Origin of the sequence: Acinetobacter sp. YH01021, from assembly GCF_013420255.1 — a bacterium.
Taxonomy (GTDB): Bacteria; Pseudomonadota; Gammaproteobacteria; order Pseudomonadales; family Moraxellaceae; genus Acinetobacter.
Genome location: NZ_VOYO01000003.1, coordinates 26,188 through 46,712, shown reverse-complemented (window position 1 = coordinate 46,712; position 20,525 = coordinate 26,188). Strand labels below are relative to the sequence as shown.

At 44.4% G+C, this 20,525-nt stretch carries 17 protein-coding genes, 4 tRNA genes and 1 pseudogene; 15 read left to right on the top strand and 7 right to left on the bottom strand.

Features of this window, described 5'->3' with window-relative positions:
- Nucleotides 1-12 precede the first annotated feature (12 nt).
- The 3 genes from FTT86_RS03420 (at nt 13) to FTT86_RS03410 (ending at nt 3,112) form a co-directional block, all read left to right on the top strand.
- Complete coding sequence (locus tag FTT86_RS03420) at nt 13-1,020, top strand: DNA-directed RNA polymerase subunit alpha (RefSeq protein WP_180180569.1); 1,008 nt, start codon at nt 13-15, stop codon at nt 1,018-1,020.
- Between the two features lie 18 nt (nt 1,021-1,038).
- Nucleotides 1,039-1,404 (top strand): 50S ribosomal protein L17, encoded by a 366-nt coding sequence (rplQ, locus tag FTT86_RS03415; RefSeq protein ID WP_004281488.1) that lies wholly within the window; start codon nt 1,039-1,041, stop codon nt 1,402-1,404.
- A 217-nt stretch (nt 1,405-1,621) separates the two neighbouring features.
- Nucleotides 1,622-3,112 (top strand): NAD(P)/FAD-dependent oxidoreductase, encoded by a 1,491-nt coding sequence (locus tag FTT86_RS03410; protein WP_180180568.1) that lies wholly within the window; start codon nt 1,622-1,624, stop codon nt 3,110-3,112.
- Nucleotides 3,113-3,172: 60 nt separating this feature from the next.
- Here the strand turns inward: FTT86_RS03410 and FTT86_RS03405 are convergent, their stop codons facing one another.
- Nucleotides 3,173-4,345 (bottom strand): acyl-CoA dehydrogenase family protein, encoded by a 1,173-nt coding sequence (locus FTT86_RS03405; protein WP_180180567.1) that lies wholly within the window; start codon nt 4,343-4,345, stop codon nt 3,173-3,175.
- Nucleotides 4,346-4,528: 183 nt separating this feature from the next.
- Here FTT86_RS03405 and FTT86_RS03400 point away from each other — a divergent pair, with 183 nt between their 5' ends.
- The 5 genes from FTT86_RS03400 (at nt 4,529) to FTT86_RS03380 (ending at nt 9,863) form a co-directional block, all read left to right on the top strand.
- The gene (locus FTT86_RS03400) at nt 4,529-4,786 is read left to right on the top strand and encodes a succinate dehydrogenase assembly factor 2 (protein WP_004281484.1); all 258 of its coding nucleotides are present in this window, start codon (nt 4,529-4,531) and stop codon (nt 4,784-4,786) included.
- On the top strand, nt 4,779-5,165 hold the full coding sequence (locus FTT86_RS03395; RefSeq protein ID WP_180180566.1) for a hypothetical protein: 387 nt from the start codon (nt 4,779-4,781) through the stop codon (nt 5,163-5,165). The genes FTT86_RS03400 and FTT86_RS03395 overlap by 8 nt, the downstream gene beginning before the upstream one ends.
- Before the next feature lie 537 nt (nt 5,166-5,702).
- Nucleotides 5,703-6,743, top strand: coding sequence for a hypothetical protein (locus FTT86_RS03390; RefSeq protein ID WP_180180565.1), 1,041 nt, complete (start codon nt 5,703-5,705; stop codon nt 6,741-6,743).
- Between the two features lie 67 nt (nt 6,744-6,810).
- Complete coding sequence (rrtA, locus tag FTT86_RS03385; protein WP_005101179.1) at nt 6,811-7,383, top strand: rhombosortase; 573 nt, start codon at nt 6,811-6,813, stop codon at nt 7,381-7,383.
- Nucleotides 7,384-7,580: 197 nt separating this feature from the next.
- Nucleotides 7,581-9,863: a TRAP transporter large permease subunit gene (locus FTT86_RS03380; protein ID WP_180180564.1), complete on the top strand. Its 2,283-nt coding sequence runs from the start codon at nt 7,581-7,583 to the stop codon at nt 9,861-9,863.
- Nucleotides 9,864-9,925: 62 nt separating this feature from the next.
- Here the strand turns inward: FTT86_RS03380 and FTT86_RS03375 are convergent, their stop codons facing one another.
- The 4 genes from FTT86_RS03375 to FTT86_RS03360 are packed head-to-tail and all read right to left on the bottom strand — an operon-like array spanning nt 9,926 to nt 13,619.
- Nucleotides 9,926-10,807: a DMT family transporter gene (locus FTT86_RS03375; protein ID WP_180180563.1), complete on the bottom strand. Its 882-nt coding sequence runs from the start codon at nt 10,805-10,807 to the stop codon at nt 9,926-9,928.
- Between the two features lie 55 nt (nt 10,808-10,862).
- Nucleotides 10,863-11,297 carry a hypothetical protein gene (locus FTT86_RS03370; RefSeq protein WP_005101172.1) on the bottom strand — a complete coding sequence of 145 codons (435 nt, stop codon included), beginning with the start codon at nt 11,295-11,297 and terminating at the stop codon, nt 10,863-10,865.
- Between the two features lie 17 nt (nt 11,298-11,314).
- On the bottom strand, nt 11,315-11,524 hold the full coding sequence (locus tag FTT86_RS03365) for a YheV family putative zinc ribbon protein (protein WP_171054337.1): 210 nt from the start codon (nt 11,522-11,524) through the stop codon (nt 11,315-11,317).
- Between the two features lie 40 nt (nt 11,525-11,564).
- Complete coding sequence (locus FTT86_RS03360) at nt 11,565-13,619, bottom strand: M3 family metallopeptidase (protein ID WP_180180684.1); 2,055 nt, start codon at nt 13,617-13,619, stop codon at nt 11,565-11,567.
- A 100-nt stretch (nt 13,620-13,719) separates the two neighbouring features.
- On the opposite strand from FTT86_RS03360, the gene FTT86_RS03355 reads away from it, so the two are divergent.
- Nucleotides 13,720-14,301: a hypothetical protein gene (locus tag FTT86_RS03355; RefSeq protein WP_180180562.1), complete on the top strand. Its 582-nt coding sequence runs from the start codon at nt 13,720-13,722 to the stop codon at nt 14,299-14,301.
- 38 nt (nt 14,302-14,339) lie between these two features.
- Here FTT86_RS03355 and rnr read toward each other — a convergent pair whose 3' ends face one another.
- Nucleotides 14,340-16,787 carry a ribonuclease R gene (rnr, locus tag FTT86_RS03350; RefSeq protein ID WP_180180561.1) on the bottom strand — a complete coding sequence of 816 codons (2,448 nt, stop codon included), beginning with the start codon at nt 16,785-16,787 and terminating at the stop codon, nt 14,340-14,342.
- Between the two features lie 263 nt (nt 16,788-17,050).
- Between rnr and FTT86_RS03345 the strand changes: the two genes are divergently transcribed.
- The 5 genes and pseudogenes from FTT86_RS03345 to FTT86_RS03325 all read left to right on the top strand — a co-directional run bounded on the left by FTT86_RS03345 (nt 17,051) and on the right by FTT86_RS03325 (nt 18,446).
- Nucleotides 17,051-17,140 (top strand) — tRNA-Ser (locus FTT86_RS03345).
- A gap of 16 nt (nt 17,141-17,156) precedes the next feature.
- Nucleotides 17,157-17,233, top strand: a tRNA-Arg gene (locus FTT86_RS03340).
- Between the two features lie 49 nt (nt 17,234-17,282).
- Nucleotides 17,283-17,359: transfer RNA gene (locus FTT86_RS03335), tRNA-Arg, on the top strand.
- Nucleotides 17,360-17,477: 118 nt separating this feature from the next.
- Nucleotides 17,478-18,082, top strand: a pseudogene (locus FTT86_RS03330) (dihydrofolate reductase family protein).
- A 287-nt stretch (nt 18,083-18,369) separates the two neighbouring features.
- Nucleotides 18,370-18,446: transfer RNA gene (locus tag FTT86_RS03325), tRNA-Arg, on the top strand.
- A 105-nt stretch (nt 18,447-18,551) separates the two neighbouring features.
- On the opposite strand, the gene FTT86_RS03320 is transcribed toward FTT86_RS03325, so the two are convergent.
- The gene (locus tag FTT86_RS03320) at nt 18,552-19,850 is read right to left on the bottom strand and encodes an SRPBCC family protein (protein WP_180180560.1); all 1,299 of its coding nucleotides are present in this window, start codon (nt 19,848-19,850) and stop codon (nt 18,552-18,554) included.
- A 163-nt stretch (nt 19,851-20,013) separates the two neighbouring features.
- On the opposite strand from FTT86_RS03320, the gene FTT86_RS03315 reads away from it, so the two are divergent.
- The gene (locus FTT86_RS03315) at nt 20,014-20,511 is read left to right on the top strand and encodes a YcxB family protein (RefSeq protein ID WP_004281456.1); all 498 of its coding nucleotides are present in this window, start codon (nt 20,014-20,016) and stop codon (nt 20,509-20,511) included.
- The last annotated feature ends 14 nt before the right edge of the window (nt 20,512-20,525 follow it).

Below are 20,525 nucleotides of genomic sequence, written 5' to 3'. Positions count from 1 at the left end.
TGAGGAAGCAATATGACGCGTACTGCAAATGAGTTTCTAACTCCGCAAGCGATCAAGGTCGAAGCGGCAAGCGGGACCTCGGCAAAAGTTATTCTAGAACCATTAGAGCGTGGCTTTGGTCATACTCTTGGTAATGCTTTACGTCGCATCCTTCTTTCTTCTCTACCTGGCGCAGCTGTGGTAGAAGTTGAGATTGAAGGGGTCGAGCACGAGTACAGTACTTTGGAAGGCTTGCAGCAGGACATCGTCGAGCTCTTGCTGAACCTAAAAGGATTGTCGATTAAGCTGTTCGATCAAAATGAAGCTTATTTAACATTAGAGAAACAAGGTGCAGGCGACGTAACTGCGGCTGACCTTCGTTTACCTCATAATGTTGAAGTGGTTAACACTGAACATTTGATCGGTACTTTAAGTGCCTCAGGCTCATTGAAAATGCGTCTGAAAGTGGCTCAAGGTCGTGGCTACGAGACTTCTGATTCACGCTTCCCTGAAGGCGAAACTCGCCCAGTGGGTCGCTTGCAGTTAGATGCGTCTTACAGCCCAATCAAACGTGTTTCATACACCGTGGAAAACGCGCGTGTAGAACAACGTACTGACCTTGATAAACTGATCATTGATCTTGAAACTAATGGTACTGTAGATCCTGAAGAAGCGATCCGCAAAGCTGCAACTATTTTGCAGCAACAAATTGCGATCTTCGTTGACCTTCAGAAAGATCAAGCACCTGTTGCTCAAGAGCCTCGTGAAGAAGTTGACCCAATCTTGCTTCGCCCAGTAGATGATCTAGAGCTAACTGTTCGTTCTGCTAACTGTTTGAAAGCAGAAAACATTTACTACATTGGTGATCTTGTACAGCGTACCGAAGTTGAGTTGCTTAAAACTCCTAACTTGGGTAAAAAATCGCTTACTGAGATCAAAGATGTTCTGGCTTCTAAAGGCTTACAACTCGGCATGCGTTTAGAGAACTGGCCACCGGCTAGTCTCCGTATGGACGATCGTTTCGCCTATCGTAGCCGTTAATTAAGTAGGACTATCACCATGCGTCATCGTAATAGTGGTGTGAAATTAGGCCGTACAAGCAGTCATCGTAAAGCGATGTTCCAAAACATGGCTAACTCTTTGTTCGAGCACGAGTTGATCAAAACAACTGTGCCTAAAGCAAAAGAGTTACGTCGTGTAGCTGAGCCTTTAATCACTTTAGCTAAAAACGATACAGTAGCAAACCGTCGTTTGGCGTTTGCTCGTACTCGTTCAGCAGCAACTGTTGGTAAATTATTTACCGTTCTTGGCCCTCGTTACAAAGAGCGTAACGGCGGTTATCTACGTGTTCTTAAAGCGGGCTTCCGTGCAGGTGATGCTGCACCGATGGCTTACGTTGAGCTAGTAGATCGCGAAGTTAACTAATTTCGTGAAGAATAACGTAAGTTGTTCGAAAAGGTCGGTTGAATAAACCGGCCTTTTTTAATGCCTGTATATTTTAATTTAAAGTGATTGAGTTCAACATAACTGATCTGGCCTGAAAAGATAAAAAAATAGTGGCTTTTTAATGAACTTGACATTGTGTATTGTCAGTTTTGTGATTTAATAAAAACAGATAGCATCGCTTAGGTAAAAGAACAACATGGAAAAGCAGGTAGATATTTTAATTGTGGGTGCAGGGATCTCGGGGATTGGTCTAGCAGCACATCTTTCTAAACATTGTCCAAAACGCTCTTTTGAGATTATTGAACGCCGCGAAAGTATTGGTGGAACTTGGGATCTGTTTAAATATCCGGGAATCCGTTCTGATTCGGATATGTCGACTTTTGGTTTTAATTTCAAACCCTGGAAGAAAGAAAGCGTGCTTGCCGATGGCGCATCCATCAAAAATTATCTGGCTGAAGTGGTAGAAGAGTTTAAACTTCAGCCAAAAATCCATTTCCAGCATCGGGTTCTGAGTGCTAATTATGATTCTGCCACCTGCAAATGGTCAGTAGAGATTGTGGACGCACAGGGTAAGACGCAGATCTGGATCGCCAACTTTATACTGGGTTGTACCGGTTATTATAATTATGATCAGGGTTTTCAGCCGGAGTTTCCAAATCAAACTGCATTCAAAGGTGAGTTTATTCATCCGCAACATTGGCCGGAAAATTTAAACTATAAAGGCAAAAAGGTGGTCATTATTGGTAGTGGTGCGACCGCGATTACCTTGGTTCCTGCGATGGTCAAAGGTGGAGCAGGTCATGTGACCATGTTGCAGCGTTCACCGACTTATATTGCCTCTGTGCCTTCGGTCGATTTTATTTATTCAAAAATGCGTAAATATCTGCCCGAGGAGGTCGCCTATAAGCTGACACGTGCGCGTAATATCGGCATGCAGCGCGGGATTTATGCTTTGGCACAGAAACAGCCAAAATTATTAAAATCGCTTTTGCTTAAATCGGTGCAACTTCAGCTGAAAGGTAAAGTGGACATGAAGCACTTTACCCCGAATTATGAACCTTGGGATCAGCGTCTCTGTGTGGTACCGGATGGGGATCTGTTTGAAATTTTACGTGAAGGGCAGGCATCGGTTGCAACGGATCAGATAGAAACCTTGACCGAAACGGGAATTCAGCTGAAATCAGGTCAACATCTGGATGCTGATATTATTGTCTCTGCCACTGGCCTGAACATTCAAATCCTCGGCGGGATTCAGGCGACGATGGATGGTCAGCCTATCGATACCTCACAGCATATGCTATACAGAGGCATCATGGTCAGTGATATACCGAATATGGCGCTGATTATTGGCTATATCAATGCCTCGTGGACGCTTAAAGTCGACATTGCAGCTGAGTATATTTGCCGTCTGTTGAACTATATGGATCAACAGGGTTATGCGCAGGTGATTGCTCAGGGAGATCAGAGTGAATTGCTTCAGGATACTGTCATGGGCAGTCTCAGTTCGGGTTATATTGCCCGTGCTGCAGACGTGATGCCAAAGCAGGGTAAACATGCTCCGTGGAAAGTTAGCAATAATTATCTGGCAGACCGTAAGGAGCTCAAACAGACTTCGTTTGAAGATGGTGTACTGAAATTTAGAAAAAACAGCAATGCTTTAAAGCATAAACCGCGTTTGGTCTCTTAAAGTTATATTTTTGCATACAGAAAAAGGAGTCCTAAGAGACTCCTTTTTTATACGTCGGTTTTACAGTGAACGTGCAATCAGTTCTTTCATAATTTCATTGGTACCTGCATAAATCCGGTTGGCACGGTTGTCGATATAGGCACGGGCAATCGGATATTCCAGCATATAACCATAGCCGCCATGCAATTGCAGACATTCATCTACGACTTTACTATATATTTCTGAAATCTTGTATTTGGCCGCAGCAGCGGCATCTACGCCTAGTTCATGCTTGAGTTGCAGCTCCATACAGCGATCCAGATAAGCGCGACAGACTTCAATTTCGGTACGCAGTTCTGCCAGTTTAAAACGGGTATTTTGAAAATGGCTGATGCTCTTACCAAATGCCTGACGTTCCTTGGTATATTTTACTGTGTGGGCAAAAGCGGCTTCGGCGCCTGCCTGACAGATAATTGCCACAATCAGGCGTTCCCAGGCCAGTTCTTTCATCAGCATCATAAAGCCCATGCCTTCCAGACCGAGCAGGTTTTCTGTGGGTACCCGAACATTGTCAAAGAATAGTTCGCAGGTATCCTGACCTTTCATGCCAATTTTATTCAGCGGCTTGCCCTTACTAAATCCGGCACGCTCTGCTTCGACCATAATCAATGAAAGATTGGCTGAACCTTTGTCATTATTGCCGGTTTTACAGACCACAATCGCCATGTCACAGAGATAGCCATTGGTAATAAAGATTTTGGAACCATTAATCACATAGTCATCGCCATCCAATACAGCAGATGTACGGACTGCTTGCAGGTCAGAGCCAGTTCCCGGTTCGGTCATGGCAATCGCGGTGACGACCTCTCCAGAGGCCATTTTGGGTAGCCATTGCTGTTTTTGATCTTTATTACCAAAATTCAGCAGATAATTGGCAACAATATCCGAATGCAATGAAAATCCGGTTGCTGAATCTCCAGCATACGCCTGTTCCTCAATCAAAATCATGCTATACAGCCGGTCTACGCCAGAGCCGCCATATTCCTCAGGCATGGTAGCGCAGAGCAATCCAAGCTCACCGGCTTTATTCCACAGCTCTCGATCTACATGCTGCTGACTTTCATAACGCTCGGTATGTGGAATGACTTCTTTCTCATAAAATTTACGTACCGTCTCGCGAAAAGCATCATGTTCGGTACTAAAGAGTTGGCACGGCAGCATCGGGGCAAGTGGGCGAATGGCTGCAGATTGCATCTTGTTATTCCTTATTTTGATTTGTTTGGTTTAACTTAGGTCATGCCAAGATCAGCAGCAATGAGCGGAATGTTCAAATGACTTAAATCTGCTGATGCTTTTGGTCATTTCTATGAAATCCCTCGAAATTCAGCCAGCGCTTCAGGTAAACTATTCGGGTTTATAACGAGTTGGGGAAATTCGATGACTGATGACATCAGCTTAGAAGAGCGCAAAGTGATTTATCGTGCGCGTCGTGGTCTAAAAGAACTGGATGTATATTTTGATCCCTACGTAAAAAACCATTACCTGAATGCTGAGCCTTTCGAAAAACAGATGTTTGCAGAGCTGGTTGAGCAGGAAGACCCGGATTTGCTGGACTGGTTTATGGAAGTGTCCGAGCCGCCACGCCCTGAACTAAAAGATTTTATCAAGAAGCTTAAATTTTACGTTCATGGATAATCGTTGCTTCAAGCTGAAACGCAGTCTGTGTGCATTGGCGTTTCAGCTGTTTATTTTTGCACTGCTGATGTATCTGTTGTATCAGTTATTACCGATTGCAATTTGGGCAGTATGTGTTGTCATAGGCTTGGTAATTTATCAGCTGTTTTATCGTAAGACGCCACAGATAGAGCAGTTTGAATATCTGGATGGACGTGAATGGTCCTTGACTACCAAAGCACGACCGACCCGTCGGGTATTCATCAGTCATGTCATTGATCATCAGGCGTATATTGTGGTGTATTTCCAGCATGCCAAGGCGCGACCTTTACTGATCTGGTGTGATCAATTGCCGTTCAAACAATGGAAATCCTTAAAATTATTGACTAAATTAATTTAGTTGTAAAACAAACGCATTTTAATGATTTAATTAAAATGCTAATAAAACAGATATTTAATCTATATTTCAATTTTCATTGTCAGACAGAAAATAATAATGACTTATCAGTAAGATGAATTGTCTGACAATTTCCTTGTTATGTTTTATTTTTAGCCTGTACATTCAACGTACCAACAGTCAATACGGGAGACCTTGATGGAATTTCCAGTGTGGATGTATTTAATCGTCGCGATTGTTTTAGCCTTGGTAGTAGGACGAATCGGGACGGTGCTGAAGGATAAGTTTTCATCTTAACCAAGCAGGGTTTTATCATTTTTCTGCTTGTACAGTTAATAAGTAGCATGTGCTGAACCGTCGCAATGCTACTTTTTTTTTGCCCAAAATTTGGGATTCTCCTGAATACAATCAATTGCAGCGTGGCTATTTAATGGCAAAGTGTCTTTGTCTAAATTAGAGTAAATACTCTTTTATTCACAAAATGCTTCTGATATCTTTAGCAGAAAGATGGACATAATCACAATTATAGAGGACAGGAAAATGTCAGGCGTCCGTAAAATATGCCAAGGTATGGCGACCATTGCAATAACAACAACAGTTTTGACGGGGTGTTCTCAGGTCATTAAAACCGGTGCCAATGTTGCACTGGGTTTCACCGAAAACCATATTGTCCCGCCGATTTTAGCGATGGATGATGCTGAAATGGTGTGTAATTCAGGGAATTCTTTAACGCCGGCCATTATGGCGACCAAAGAAATGGGGGCGGATCCGACCCGGGTAGCCGTGCTGATGTATTCGGCTGCCGGTATTTGTGCGGAGCAAAAAGCGCTGGAAGCGGAGTTACGCTATTTACGCGCTTCAAAAACCAATCAGGTGGCAGAAGCCCAGGATGCCCGAATCGAGCAGAAGCGCTGGGCGGCACTGGCGGCACAGCGTCAATATACCGGTTATCAACTGTTCCAGAGCCGTTATGAAAAGAAATATCAAAAAGCCCTGGGTGAAGAATGCCCGCGCATGAACAGTGATATCGAGCAAACAGTTTATCTGTTGGGTATGCTCAGTGGCTTGCAGGCCATGACCAATGATATTAACTCGGGTGGTGCAGTGCATGTACCGAAAGATATTGCTGCCGTGGTCGAGCGTGGCATGGTGTGTCTGGATAACGCGAAATTCTGGGGTGCTCCGAATGCGACCCGTGCAGTGATCTGGACCTTATTGCCGGGCGCAGGGGAAGGCAAGCCTGACCCTTACCAAACATTAAAACAATCTACACAAATTGGCGAGCAAAAAGGTGTACGTCTATCTCATGCTTTGTATGCCGTAGCGGCTCAGGCCAGTGGGGATGATGCCAAAGTCCGGGATGCCTTAAAAACCTTTGCTCAGGCACGTACCGAGGAAAAACCGGTGAATCCGCAATTCAAGCTGATCGACAGCATGGCTGCAATTATGGTCAGTGGCATATCGGATCGTTACTGGACAGAAAATACCGGTATACGCAGTGGCGATGATGGCATGCAACGTTTCTGGGATGAATCCGACAGTTCTTCCGAGCTCGATGATCTGTTCAGTGCGGATCCGTAATGCAGATATTATGTATGAATCTTCAGGAATGAAGTCAAACTAGATGGTCAGGGAGGACAATAGGCCGATGCTAGATCAACATTTTCGACGAAAAATTATTTTTCTAGCGGCTTTTGTCTCTCTCTCTGCATGTCTGCAAATTTTTCAGGATCATTTCATCTACTGGCAAGAGAGCCTGCTGGGTGAATTCTGGCGACTCTGGACAGCGCATTGGGTGCATGTGGGCTGGATCCATTATTTTCTGAATATTCTCGCCTTTATCTGTTTACCTTTCATTTTTCCACGCGCCACCGTCTGGCATTTCTGTGCCATTTTGCTGATCTTGCCGCCGCTGATCAGTTTAAGTTTTTATTTTTTCTTGCCCAATATTGAAGCCTATGCCGGCCTGTCGGGCGTGCTGCATGGTGCCTATGTCGCCGTAGCCTGTGTACATTTGCTGTATAAGCGGGAACGCGGCTTTGCGGCGCTGGTATTATTTTTGATTTTTGCCAAACTGGTCTGGGAAAACACCATTGGCAATGTCGGAACGGCGCAGCTGATCGGTAGTCCGGTTTTGGTTGAGGCACATTTACTTGGGGTGATTTGGGGCGTGATTCTGGCGCTGATCTATATTGTGAGCAATTATTTTCGGGATAATTAAAGTGCAGAGATAAATAATTTACTTGGCAGAAAATACAAAAAGAAAATATAAATTGTCATTTTTATTGTGCCAATTTTCATGCAAAGTCAAAACATAGAATAAAGATCCTGACCTTTGAAAAGGAATTTTCGGGGCAGAAGGGAAGATCAGCGTCCTAGACCAAGCATCAGGCCGCTAAAATAAAAATAGGAATACACATGCAAAATAATGATCAAAACAGATCAGGATTAGGTCTGTTGCGTTATATATGGACAGAGTGGATCTCGACCTTCGTCGTGCTGGTTTTACTTTTGCTCACTTTGATTATTGGCACCGGGGAAATGATTCACGGTCAGTTGCTGCGTATGGGGGAGCGTATTTACGGCGATCCGGCAACAGGAATGCAATATTCATTTTTAAGGGCTGAGCCGACGCGTCCACAATGTGAACTCAATATTAATGTTGATCAACGCGTTCAGCAGCAGATAAAAGCCGATGCAGCCGATGAATATGCCGACTTCTTCGGGGTGCGTTCGGAAGCGGATGTCCGTGCTGCGGTGTTACAGGCACAGCAGGTCTGTAAAGAATCCTACCTGTTTTATGATAAAGCCATTCAACATGTGCAAGCACATCCAAGTATTCGGGCTTATCGGACCTTTGAAACTTCTTTCTTTGGCATCTTCAAGTTTGGTACGGAAAACCGGGCTTTGCTTCTGGTCATCATGGTGGTCTTTGCTGCGATCAGTGCCACTCTAAAAACCCATCATATTGGCTTGCGTAGCCCGAGCACGCGTATCGACTTTAAAGTTTATTCGGTCGCCATGCTGGTCGCTAATGCTTTCCTGGCATTTTCATCCTATAGCCAATATCAGTCCGTATTGAACTCGGGCGTGCCGATGGGGGAGATGAAATACATCTACTGGTTGTGGATGATTCTGTTCAGCGCACTCACCCTGATCAGCTTGTATCAGGTGATCAAACAACCAAAACCAACACGTGAGGGTGGCAGTTTTGGTCTGGCCTTTCTGAGTGTACCGCTATATGCCTATATGGCCATTACTACCGGGATAAACTTCACTTTCTTTATGGACTATCCAATGGGACAGGGGATTTACCTCGGTCAATTGGTGGAGTTTTCTAGTATCTTTCTGAACTTGGCCTTGTTTATCTGGGCCGGTATGTTGCTGAAACAGACCCGTGTCGTGGACATGTTTCTGAATATTCTGCGTCCATGGAATCTGGCCCCTGAAACCCTGACCTGGTTAATCTTGCTGGCAGCTGCATTACCGACCGCCTATACTGGGGCTTCAGGGATTTTCGTAATTGCCGCAGGTGCGATTATTTACAAGGAAGTCTGGAATGCGGGTGGACGCCGTCAGTTTGCACTGGCCGCCACTGCAATGTCCGGTTCACTGGGTGTGGTTTTACGTCCTTGCTTGCTGATTGTCGTTGTGGCATCACTGAATAAAGAAGTGACCACCGACTTACTCTATCACTACGGGATTTATGTCTTCCTGCTCAGTTCGACTTTATTCCTGGTAATTTCCCTGTTCTTTGCAGAAAACAAATTCCGGATTGCTGCACCTATTGTGGCTGCTCCTCAATCCGGTCGCGCCTTCATTGCGATTATTCCATATATCGTGATTTTCATTCTGATCTGGTTATTCTATAAATATGCCTTGTCGACTGACCTGAATGAATTTACCGCACCAGTGATGATGCCAGTCATCCTGCTGATGATTGTCTTGTTCGACAAGTTGCGTCATGAACCTGCGCCGTTGCCGGCAGTGGGGCATTGGGATGAAACTTTGACCGCAACTTTAAACTCAAGATCGGCACCTGAACTGGCGACAGCCGGTGCCGCAGCCAATGCAGAATATCGTGAGGCTGAACATAGTGAACAACCAGGCAAAGAACTGGCTGTTGATCATACTGTGCAGCGTTCAAAAGCGACTGAAATTTTGCGTAATGTCGGTTTCTGGAAGTCTATGCATATTTCGACCAGTGAGACGGTGGGCCATATTGGTGCCTTGGTCATTCTGATGGCACTTTCGGTGAGTGTGGGTGGCTTGCTGGAACGTATTGAAATTATGGAAGCCTTCCCGACCGACATCAGCAGTACCATTCTGGTGATTTCCCTGATTGTCGGCTTGATGATTTTTGTCGGGATGATCATGGATCCATTTGGCGCGGTGATTCTGATCTCGGCGACCGTGGCTCCTGTGGCCTATCAATACGGCATTCATCCAGTACATTTCTGGATGATTACCCTGATTGGTTTTGAGCTGGGTTATGTGACGCCACCGGTTGCGCTAAATCATCTGCTGGCCAGACAGTCGATTGGCGATGCCGAAGTGGCCGAGGCGGATGCAGAAGTACGACACTTGTCTTTCTACTACCGTTATGAACGCTGGATTTTGCCGATGATAGTATTGCTGCCTGCGATGCTGATCATTGCCTATGTGCCTTATATGTTTAAGCTGTTCGGCTGGTATCAATAAAAGAAAAGCAATAAAAAAGCACTTTCGGGTGCTTTTTTATTTATTTGATTTAAATTCGTTAATCAAATTTTGGATGAATTCAGGCGCTTTTGTAGGATCGGGCTACACAATAGAATCGCACAGAAAATCAGCCCCAGCCCAATCACGCTATAGAGGTCCGGAACTTCCTGCCAGAACAGAAAGCCCCACATGCCGGCAAAGAAAATCGCCACATAGTTGACCGGTCCAATCTGTCCTGCCGGAGCCAGCTTGTAGGCATTTGACATAAACAGTTGGCTGAAATTGGCCAGGATGCCGGCAGTAATCAGATAGCTGAGTTCTGTCAGGGTATAAGGTCGCCATAGCCAGAACATCGGAATCACTGAAATCAGGGTGCCAATAAAGCAGAAATAAAACACGATTTTTTCCGGAGACTCAGTTTTAGTCAGTGCCCGAACCGTGACAAAGGCCATCGCCGCCAGAAAGCTCGCACTCAAACCAATGACCGACATCAGGTTAATTAGACCCGAATCCGGTTTGGCAACACAGAGTACCCCGACGAAACCAATCAGAGCCGCGACTAACATGCTTGCTGTGATTTTTTCCTTGAGAAATAGCCAGGCAATCAAAGGAATAAAAATCGGGGAAGAGTAGGTAAAGACCATGGCATTGGAGAGTTTTAAATGCGCGATGGCATAGAAAAAGCCGTACATGGCCGTCAGTCCGACCACTGCGCGCCAGGTGTGCATCCACAGCTTTTCAGTTTTGAAAAAAACAATGCCTTTATTGAAAATGAAGGGCAGGAAAATAAACAGCCCAACAAAATTGCGAAAGAAGACCACTGTGGCATTATCAACCGTTGCCGAGGCATAACGGATACACACGCCCATAACTGAAAAGAGAAAAGCAGAGCAGGTCAGTAACAGAATGGCTTTAAGCAGATGCGGAGCGGCTGGGGCAGACATGGAAACAACTGAGCTAGAAGATCTGACGATATTCTAGCTGAAATGCTGTCGAGATTTACTGGCTTTGAGCAAGTTGTGCTTCAAGTAACTTGATCTGTTCCTCTTTCAGTTGGATCAACTGGTCGGCATCGCTATGCTGCGCATCCAGTGTGGCTTTTTGTTCATTGAGCTGAACTTGGATGTCATCTAATTTAGCCACTTCTTCTTTGGCCAAACTGGCATTCTCCGGCACTGGTGCATCTAACAGCTGATTTGATACCAGTGCTTTAGCTTCGATCGTCTCAGGTGCTTTCGCTGCCGCCGTATCTTCTTCAGTTTTCGCCGCAGGTTTTGCTGCCGGAACAGCCGCGATATCTTCCTGATGTATGCGTTCCGCTTCACCGGAAGAGGCATTCAACCACTGATATAGCAATACCAATGCAACGACAGTAACTAAAGCCCCCATAATCCCCATTAAAAGTTTGGGGTTATTTCTTTGTTCTACTGACATAGCTTGAACCTTGATTTTTATTTTACTGAACGAGGTTTAAACTGAATCACGCCAACTTCATCTGGAACAGCTGGTGTTTCTGGTTGATCAACATGTGTGGGACGATTTTCTTCATAACCACATTCAATACATTCGATCCATTCATCTTCACCAGAGGTCAGCATGACGACGCGATCTAACGCCTGACATTTTGGACATTTTGCGCCTGCAATGAAACGACGTTTAATGGTCATCATACTCACCTTGTGATCAACTTAAAAAGCTAGTTTAAGCGTTTTTAGAGGGGCTCGTCCAACCTTGATGACGCAGCAACGCATCTATTTTTGGCTCGCGTCCGCGGAAATTGATAAATGCGTCAAGTGCTGTGTCTTTTCCGCCAACTGCGAGGATATTTTCCCGAAACTGCTTTCCGGTAGTGGTATTAAAAATACCTTCATCTTCGAAGCGGTCGAAGGCATCACTGGCCAAAACTTCGGCCCATTTATAGGAATAATATCCCGCTGCATAACCACCGGCAAAAATATGACTGAAGCTGTGCTGGAAACGGTTATAGTCAGTCGTAGGTAGAACCGCATATTTTTCACGGATCTCATTCAGAGTAGCCTGAACCTGTGCTGCATTTAAAGCGGGATTGGCACGGTGAATACTCAGGTCAAACAGGGCAAATTCAAGCTGACGCAGGGTTTGCATGCCAGACTGGAAGAAACGTGCATCGAGCAAGGCCTTGAGCAGTTCAGCCGGCAAAGATTCTTGAGTTTCGATGTGCTCGCTGAGCAGATCCAGACTTTCCTGATCCCATGCCCAGAATTCCATAAACTGGCTTGGCAGCTCAACGGCATCCCAAGCCACGCCATGGGTACCTGCTACCGCAATATTGTCCACTTCTGTCAGCATATGATGCAGGCCATGGCCAAATTCATGGAACAGGGTAATTACTTCATCATGGGTCAGAAGTGCAGGGCGATTGCCTACAGGTGGGGTAAAGTTACCGACCATATAACAAATCGGTTTTTGCAGGCCATCACTGGTCTGCATACGAGAACGGAAACCACTCATCCATGCACCGCCACGTTTGCCTTGACGTGCATACAGATCAAAATAGAAACCGCCAATCACCTGACCCTGATCTTCTAGTTCAAAATAACGTGCATCTGGATGCCAGACAGGCGCTTCACGTTCAATGACCTGAATGCCATACAGACGATTCACAATACTGAACAGGCCTTGCAGGATTTTCGGTGCAGGGAAGTAAGGTTTAAGCGCTTCCTGTGACAAATTAAATTGCTGCATTTTCAGCTTTTCAGAATAATAGCCACTGTCCCACGGTTGCAGATCACGGATGCCATCTTCAGCAGCAATCGCTTTCAGTTCTGCAATTTCTTTCTCTGCTGGCGCGCGGGCATGCTCTGCCAGATCACGCAAGAATTCGTCTACGGCCTCTACACTTGGTGCCATTTTGCTGGCTAAGGACAATTCCGCATAATTATTAAAGCCAAGCAGTTTTGCCATTTCCAGACGCAAACTGAGAATTTCTTCGATCAATGCAGTATTGTCAAACTCGCTCTGCTCAGCCTGATCTGACGCACGCGTGGTATAGGCTTTATAGAGTTCTTCACGCAGAGGGCGATTTTCTGAATGGGTCATGATCGCCAGATAAGACGGGAAATCCAGCGTAGCCACCGGTTGATCCAGCTCACGTTGCTGACCATATTGTTTTAACAGCTCAATATTATTTGAAGATAGACCCGCTAACTCATCTTCATTCAGCGGTCTGAAATAGGCCTGAGTCGCATCTAGCACATGGTTGGAGAAGTCGGAAGATAATTGGGACAGACGTGCCGAAATTTCCGCATAACGTTTTTTCGCTTCACCCTCTAACGCCACCCCAGATAATTTAAAGTCACGTAAGGCCAGTTTAATGGCGCTTTGCTGCGCTGCCGGCAGTTCACTATAAATCGACGCATCATAAATATGCTGATAGGTCTGATACAGCGCCGTATGTTGACCCAGTTGCGTATAATATTCGCTAAGACCCGGTAAAAGTGCTTGGTAGACATCACGGGTTTCGGCATTGTTCATCACGGCATTTAAATGTGACAAGATGCCCCAAGACTCACTCATATTGTTTTCAAGCGTGTCGACATGTTCCAACGTAGTCAGCTGCTCCTGTACTGTAGTAGGCGTTTCGGTGAGGTCATTCAGGAACTTTTGCCCTTCAGCGATACAGCTTTCAATTTTTTGTTTTAGCTCAGCCAGCGTAATCTGATCAAATTGTGGAACAGGCAAAGTTGCCTTTTCTAAAGTCATGTCGGTCTGCCAAATTAATTTTCAATGTTAAATCTAGATGTAGGGCTTTTAATTGAGTAAATCAAGTTTTGAAACTAATATTTGCTTTATAATTTGAAAATAGAGAAAAATTATTATGCAAAGAAAAACAGAAGTAACATTTTTATTTAGTGCAGCAGTCGCTTTTATCTTACTTGGTATATTGTCATATTGGTTTATCTTCGATTTTGTTGTCCCAATATCTTATTATGATAATGATCTAGATAAAGGAGCATTTGCCACGATGATGAGTTGGTCAGCTACCTTATTTATTGGTTATGCAGGTTACATTTTATTAGATAAATGGAAAGAACAAGAAAATAGAAAAGTTGAAAGAGATGAAATTATTTTTGCTTACAAACAATTAGTTGGGTGGACAACTAAAACTTTAGATTTATTTCATAAACCTGAATGGAAAAAATCTGATTTTAATGAAATGAAAGAATCATACTATCAAGTATATGCAATTTTAGTTCTTATTGAGAACCTTTCTGACAAGTCAGAATTTATTTTAATTTCTAAAAAATTTACAGATATTTATAACAAGATTATTGATGCAAAAATCGAGCAAATAGATGAAAAATTAGACCAAAATGTTTGTGAAGAGAAAATCAAGAATCATATAGCAGATGTAGATAAAATTTATTCTAAATTATTATCTTCTGTTCGTATTGAATAAAAAAGAGCGCCGTAGCGCTCTTTTTAAACCATCAAAAATTATTCAGTCTTGGCTTTTGCATTCGACTTTTTCTTTTTGACCTTGGCCTTTTTCTTTACTTTATCTTTAACCTTTGCTTCAGACTTTCCTGCAGATGGTTTAGCAGACTTTTTACTGTAAGAGCTGGGTTTTCCTTTTCCTTTTTTGCGTCGTATGGGTTGTTCTCCATCGGCGCTCAAGTTGGATTTAGATTCACGTTCATTATTGCCAAACACTTCTTCTGTCGCTGCTGGACGTGATACTGGTTTTTTCTCACTCACGCGCGGTGCACGGGCACGAACTGCACGGCCGGCATGACTGAGTTGTTGCACCAGTTCAAAATCGATCTTACGTTCTTCCAGATTGACACCGGCAACCTTGATTTTGACTTCATCACCCAGACCAAAGACCTGACCACGGTTCTGGCCGATCAGATTCTGGCTGCTTTGATCAAAGACAAAGAAGTCATCACCTAGCTGGCTGACATGCACCATACCATCGACATACAGGTCTTTTAGCGTCACAAACAGGCCGAATTCTGCTGTCGCACTAATAATGCCGACAAATTCTTCGCCCAGATGTTGCTGCATATAATGGCATTTCAACCAGGTCGTCACCGAGCGCGACGCTTCATCTGCACGACGTTCTGTGGCAGAGAAATGGTCACCAGCTTCATCTAAAGCACCGCCTGAAAGCGGAGATGGCTTGTTATTTAAATGTGCTTTGATTGCACGATGCAATAACAAATCCGGATAACGGCGAATTGGTGAAGTGAAATGTGTATAGGCTTCATAAGCCAGACCATAATGGCCTGCATTACTCGCACCATAGTAAGCCTGCATCATGGAGCGTAATAACACGGCATGAATACTTGGTGCATCAATCCGTTCTTTGGTCGCTTCAATCACCGCCTGATAATCTTTCTGAGTCGGCTGTTCCGGGAAATTCAAACCCAGCAGCTTGACGAAGTCACGGACTTTCTGGATACGTGAGAACTCAGGTGGCTCATGCACACGGTACAACATTGGCATTTCATTTTTCAATGCATATTCTGCGGCTGCCACGTTGGCCAGCAACATACATTCTTCAATCAGCTTATGCGCATCATTACGGCTGCGTGGAAGAATTTCTTTAATTCCGCCCAGTTCGTCGAAGGTCATGTAAGTTTCAACAGTTTCAAATTCCATGGCATGGCGTTCAGCACGTAAACTTTTAAGAACTTGATAAAGCTGGAACAGGGTGTTGATCGACTTGCGAACTTCACGGTCTTCGGTAATGGCTTGACTATCGCCTTCCAGATACTGTGCGACCTGATCATAGGTCAAACGTGCTTTGGAATGCATGACAGATGGATAGAACTCAAAACCGGTGACTCGGCCAGCACGTGACAATTTTAAATCACAGACCATACATAGGCGGTCAACATTCGGATTTAAAGAACACAGGCCATTCGACAATGCTTCAGGCAGCATCGGTAAAACAAAGTGCGGGAAGTACACCGAAGTACCACGTTCCTGCGCTTCGTCATCCAGTGGTTTACCTGTACGTACATAATGACTGACATCGGCAATCGCCACGACCACGCGATAACCACCGCCGGGACGTTTTTCGGCATAAACGGCATCATCAAAGTCACGTGCATCTTCACCGTCAATAGTAACTAAGGCTAAATCACGCAGATCCACACGACCTTCATGGTCTTTGGCCGTTGGTTCTTTAAAGCTCTCGGCTTCTTTAACAACTTCTTCCGGGAATTCATAAGGCAAACCATATTCTAAAATGGTTTGTGGAATGATGATTTCAGTATCGGCCTTGTCTGCCATGGACTGCACAATATGCCCAGTCGCGAATTCTTCACGGGTCGGATAGGTATCAATCGCCACACGAATCGAGTCACCCAGATTGACTTGGGCATGTTCAATCAGTTCTTTTTCAAGGGTAATTGGCTGATGTGCATTCGGGTTGGCTGGCTGGATAAAGTATTCACCATCATACTCTGACACTTTACCAATGATCTGTTTGACACGATGCTGCACAACTTCCGTAATGTAGCCCCAGGCCTTACCTTTACGGTCTACCGAAGTCTGACGCACTTTAACGCGGTCACCATTAAAGACCAGGCGCAGTTCACGCTCAGCCAATAATAGGTCGTCCTGGCCGGAAATGTTGGCAGTTCCCATCCCTCGGGAATTGATATAAACCGTCGCTTCGGATTCAGGTTGCTCGACGGCAATCTGAAACTTGTAGCCGTCTTTCATCAGTTGCCCGTCACGCACCATCGCAATTAAACGATGGCTCAGGGCATCAATACTTTTTTGATCTGCAATTTCAAAATGTTCGACCAGGTCTGCATGGGACTGGGCATTGTTCTTTTCGATGGTTTCTAAAATGAGCGTGCGGCTAGGGATAGGGTTGTCATAACGTTCGGCTTCAGCTTTTGCTTCAGGATCGACCCAGTTTTTCATCATGTCTTTAAATTTATCTTAGGAGATAGGTTTAGCATAAAACATGTGTGCGCAGACTGCACGTAAATGATTGCAATAATCCATTTAAGTTTTCAATTTTCTGTTAATTTTCGATAACTGGAAATTTATGCAGTTTTTTTACTATCAAAATGCACGAAAAATCGAGGAATTGCTTAAAAAGTATTTAAACGAGCAAAAATATGCACTTTTTTTTGATGCTGCGCTTGCAGTGCCATGCCGAAATTTGTATTATGGCCGCACGTTACGGTGAGATGGGTGAGTGGCTGAAACCACGTCCCTGCTAAGGACGCATACGGGTAACTGTATCGAGGGTTCGAATCCCTCTCTCACCGCCACGCTTACTTACGTCGCGCGCTCATAGCTCAGCTGGATAGAGCACTTGGCTACGAACTAAGGGGTCGGGAGTTCGAATCTCTCTGAGCGCACCAAGTAAGTTAAGCAGAAAAAACGTATTGCCAACCTAGGCACACAAGTTACGCGCTCATAGCTCAGCTGGATAGAGCACTTGGCTACGAACTAAGGGGTCGGGAGTTCGAATCTCTCTGAGCGCACCAACTTGAACAATTAACCGCACATGTTGCGGTTTTTTTGTGCCTAAAATTTACAGAAACACCAGACAGCACGTGCTAAAAATAAGTCTCAGGCGAGTGAATAAAAATAAAGGCAGTCGTGATGAGAAAAATCATTGTCCAGGAATTTTTGACCCTCGATGGCGTGATGCAGGGGCCCGGCGGCCCAGAAGAAGATATATCTGGTGGCTTTCAATATGGTGGCTGGGTGGCGCCGTATTTTAATGCGGAACCTGATCCGGCATTTGATGTCATTATGCAAACATGGATGCAGCCCTCCGATATTCTTTTGGGGAAAAATACTTTTCAGATTTTTGAATCTTACTGGCCCACACATACTGAAGACTGGCCGGGAATCAATGACGTCAATAAATATGTTCTTTCTACCAGTCTGGAACATTCCGACTGGCAAAATACCCTTTTTTTGAAAAGCATTGATGAGATCATCAAGCTTAAAGCATCAGGAGAGGGGGTATTCGAGTTTATGGCAGTGCTGCAGTGGTACAGTCGCTTTTCAAATATGAGCTTGTGGATGAACTTCGTCTGCTGACTTTTCCAATCATTCTGGGTATTGGCAAACACCTGTTTAGTCATGAATCAATACCCGCTGCTTTTCAATTGATAGATCACCTGGCCAGCTCAAATGGTATTGTGTTTACGCATTATCAAAGGGCAGGAGCAGTAAAGACTGGAACAATAGGCGAGTGATAAAGCGTACAAGGGTGACGATTGTTTTATATTCGAATTCTATTCTGGCTGGATACCTGGTTGAGAATACTTAAGGTTGACCCATTGCGTAGTGCTGGAATTTTTTGGAAAATCCGGCTTCTTGGTTGAATTAATTAAGTGCTTTTAGCTCTAAATCCGTAGAAGTTTTCAGCAGAAAACTATAAATTTTGATACATCGTTTAATTACTGTACATTCAGTTGTGATTTTATTAAAAAACACTTAACAAGACTGAAAAAGCTCGTATAATGCACCCCATCAAGACGTCGCGCTCATAGCTCAGCTGGATAGAGCACTTGGCTACGAACTAAGGGGTCGGGAGTTCGAATCTCTCTGAGCGCACCAATCTTGATAAGAATTCTGAAAAAACCGCACGTTGATGCGGTTTTTTTACGTCTGTGATTTTTAACTATTTTTCATATAAAAAACCAATAACTCTCTGCTTCCTGCTCATCTTAATTTCTGCTGCACTTTCAGTGCATAAACGGTATTGCCACCTACCGCAGGTAAAACATCGTAATAGGGTATGCTGCGCATGGCTCTTAATAAGAACGGCGCCTGATCGTGAATCTTCATGCTGCTGGTAATTTGAAATAAGGTACCCTGTGACTGCGGCAATAAGCGCATGCCACCTTTCACAAACTTTAAGTCACCGCCATTGGCATTGAACTGGTTTTGCAAGGAATCAGGCTGGTAAAAACGCATTTTGAAGTTAAATGGAATCTGAATCACCCCTAAACCGACCGACACCTTATAGTTGGCATCTATATTCTGGGTATTGACCGGATTCAGTTCGACCTTCTTGATTTGCCGGGGGAAAAGTTGCTGCGTCGCTTCAGCAGCCAACCATGGCCGCAATTTTTTGACCGGATGCGCAAAATATTGATAGGTGCTGCTAAATCTTAAATTTTCTGAGACTCTTCCTTCTTTAATCTGATAGTTCGGCAAAATGAAACTGACCGGTTGACCAGACTTTTGGCTGATCTGGGCAATTTTTTGTAGCTGTTGAGGGTTGAATCTAAGTTGCGGAATCGGAGTTGCTAGTGCTGCTGTATGCTCGATTTTAAAGCGTTGTTGTAGTGCTTCCAGCAGAAATGCATTGGTACTCGGCGGAATGCCGAGTTTGGCTTCAGGTAGCGCATTCAGGATTTTACTGAATAAAAAGCCTTTGGGCTGGTTCAGGTCGCCCCATTGGGTGACAGTCACCAGCGTTCTATGCGGACCCAGTGCAAACCATTCCAGTTTTCCCGCACCATAGGGAATTGGCGCATCAATAATTAAGGTGCTGATGCTGTTTTCACCCAGATGATGCTGCATCACTACGGTTTCTTTAAAGTTCAAGACTGGAATCGGGGTCGGGATATGAACCTGATATTTAACCTGCTGAATCGAACCCTGCTGCTCCAGCACTTTGGCCGACTTGAAGGTCGGAAACAGGCCGACATAATTCGGATAATGGCGCAGCAATTTTTCGACCTGAGCTTCAGCTACCGGTAATACCACAGCCGCACTATAAAACTGTGTCTTGCTGGCTGCATTACTGTTTAAGGTGGGAAGCTGGGTTTTACTGGTTGGATGCGCATAAATCAGAATCCGCTCGCCGGTTAATTCTGCCAGTTGCTGGGCATTGCCTTGATAAGCACTCAGACTGCTTGGTATTTCGGCATTCCAGGGAATAATCTTGGCCAGTGCTGGGACAGAAACTGCCAAACAAACACCGATGAGCATGCATTGCTTTAATTCTTTCATTCAACATCCTGTTGCGTATTTTTTGTTTTAATTGCTGTTTATTTAAAACCAAATGCACGTATTTCCAAAGCAAAGTTATGTAATTGATGCGACAGGCCATAAGCGCTATGGATATTTTGGTATAGTATTGGGCAAGATTTTATTTTTGATGTGATGCTATGCTATGACTGAGTCAGCACCGACTTTATCGACCCGTTATTTTCTGACTTTAGAAGAATCTCAGGATGGTTTTGCCCTGGCGACGTTTGGTAAAAAGCAGATTTCACGTTTTCTGACCCCTTTGGTCAGTATCGGGATCATCATCTGGGGTTTCTCGATGGGCTTTGATGGCGTTGGACGTTATTACGTGGCTTTGGGTGCATTCTTCCTGATCCTGCAAGGCATCATGCGTTACTGGTTCCTGCCGATGATGTTTAAACGCCAGTTTGTTAAATATCAGTTTGGTAAAAGCGAACAGGGTATTGATTTGTATCAGGACTATGCGGAAATTTTTACCAATGATCGTAGCAAGCTGGTGCCATATAGCGAAGTGCAGAATTTTGCTGTTGGTAAACTGACTTATATGCTGGAATTGAAAAACCGTACCGTGGTTATTGTGCCGAAGCGTGCATTTAAGGACGGCACTGAACAGAGTATGTTCGAGCATACATTTAAAAAATAATTCAGATATCTATA

Bases quoted from the DNA above. Each gene is read 5' to 3' on its own strand.
- FTT86_RS03390 (WP_180180565.1), top strand. From the start codon at position 5,703: ATGTCAGGCGTCCGTAAAATATGCCAAGGTATGGCGACCATTGCAATA.
- FTT86_RS03400 (WP_004281484.1), top strand. From the start codon at position 4,529: ATGACTGATGACATCAGCTTAGAAGAGCGCAAAGTGATTTATCGTGCG.
- rnr (WP_180180561.1), bottom strand. From the start codon at position 16,787: ATGATGAAAAACTGGGTCGATCCTGAAGCAAAAGCTGAAGCCGAACGT.
- FTT86_RS03370 (WP_005101172.1), bottom strand. From the start codon at position 11,297: ATGTCAGTAGAACAAAGAAATAACCCCAAACTTTTAATGGGGATTATG.
- FTT86_RS03395 (WP_180180566.1), top strand. From the start codon at position 4,779: ATGGATAATCGTTGCTTCAAGCTGAAACGCAGTCTGTGTGCATTGGCG.
- FTT86_RS03420 (WP_180180569.1), top strand. From the start codon at position 13: ATGACGCGTACTGCAAATGAGTTTCTAACTCCGCAAGCGATCAAGGTC.
- rrtA (WP_005101179.1), top strand. From the start codon at position 6,811: ATGCTAGATCAACATTTTCGACGAAAAATTATTTTTCTAGCGGCTTTT.
- FTT86_RS03380 (WP_180180564.1), top strand. From the start codon at position 7,581: ATGCAAAATAATGATCAAAACAGATCAGGATTAGGTCTGTTGCGTTAT.
- FTT86_RS03410 (WP_180180568.1), top strand. From the start codon at position 1,622: ATGGAAAAGCAGGTAGATATTTTAATTGTGGGTGCAGGGATCTCGGGG.
- rplQ (WP_004281488.1), top strand. From the start codon at position 1,039: ATGCGTCATCGTAATAGTGGTGTGAAATTAGGCCGTACAAGCAGTCAT.
- FTT86_RS03320 (WP_180180560.1), bottom strand. From the start codon at position 19,850: ATGAAAGAATTAAAGCAATGCATGCTCATCGGTGTTTGTTTGGCAGTT.
- FTT86_RS03355 (WP_180180562.1), top strand. From the start codon at position 13,720: ATGCAAAGAAAAACAGAAGTAACATTTTTATTTAGTGCAGCAGTCGCT.
- FTT86_RS03315 (WP_004281456.1), top strand. From the start codon at position 20,014: ATGACTGAGTCAGCACCGACTTTATCGACCCGTTATTTTCTGACTTTA.
- FTT86_RS03405 (WP_180180567.1), bottom strand. From the start codon at position 4,345: ATGCAATCTGCAGCCATTCGCCCACTTGCCCCGATGCTGCCGTGCCAA.
- FTT86_RS03375 (WP_180180563.1), bottom strand. From the start codon at position 10,807: ATGTCTGCCCCAGCCGCTCCGCATCTGCTTAAAGCCATTCTGTTACTG.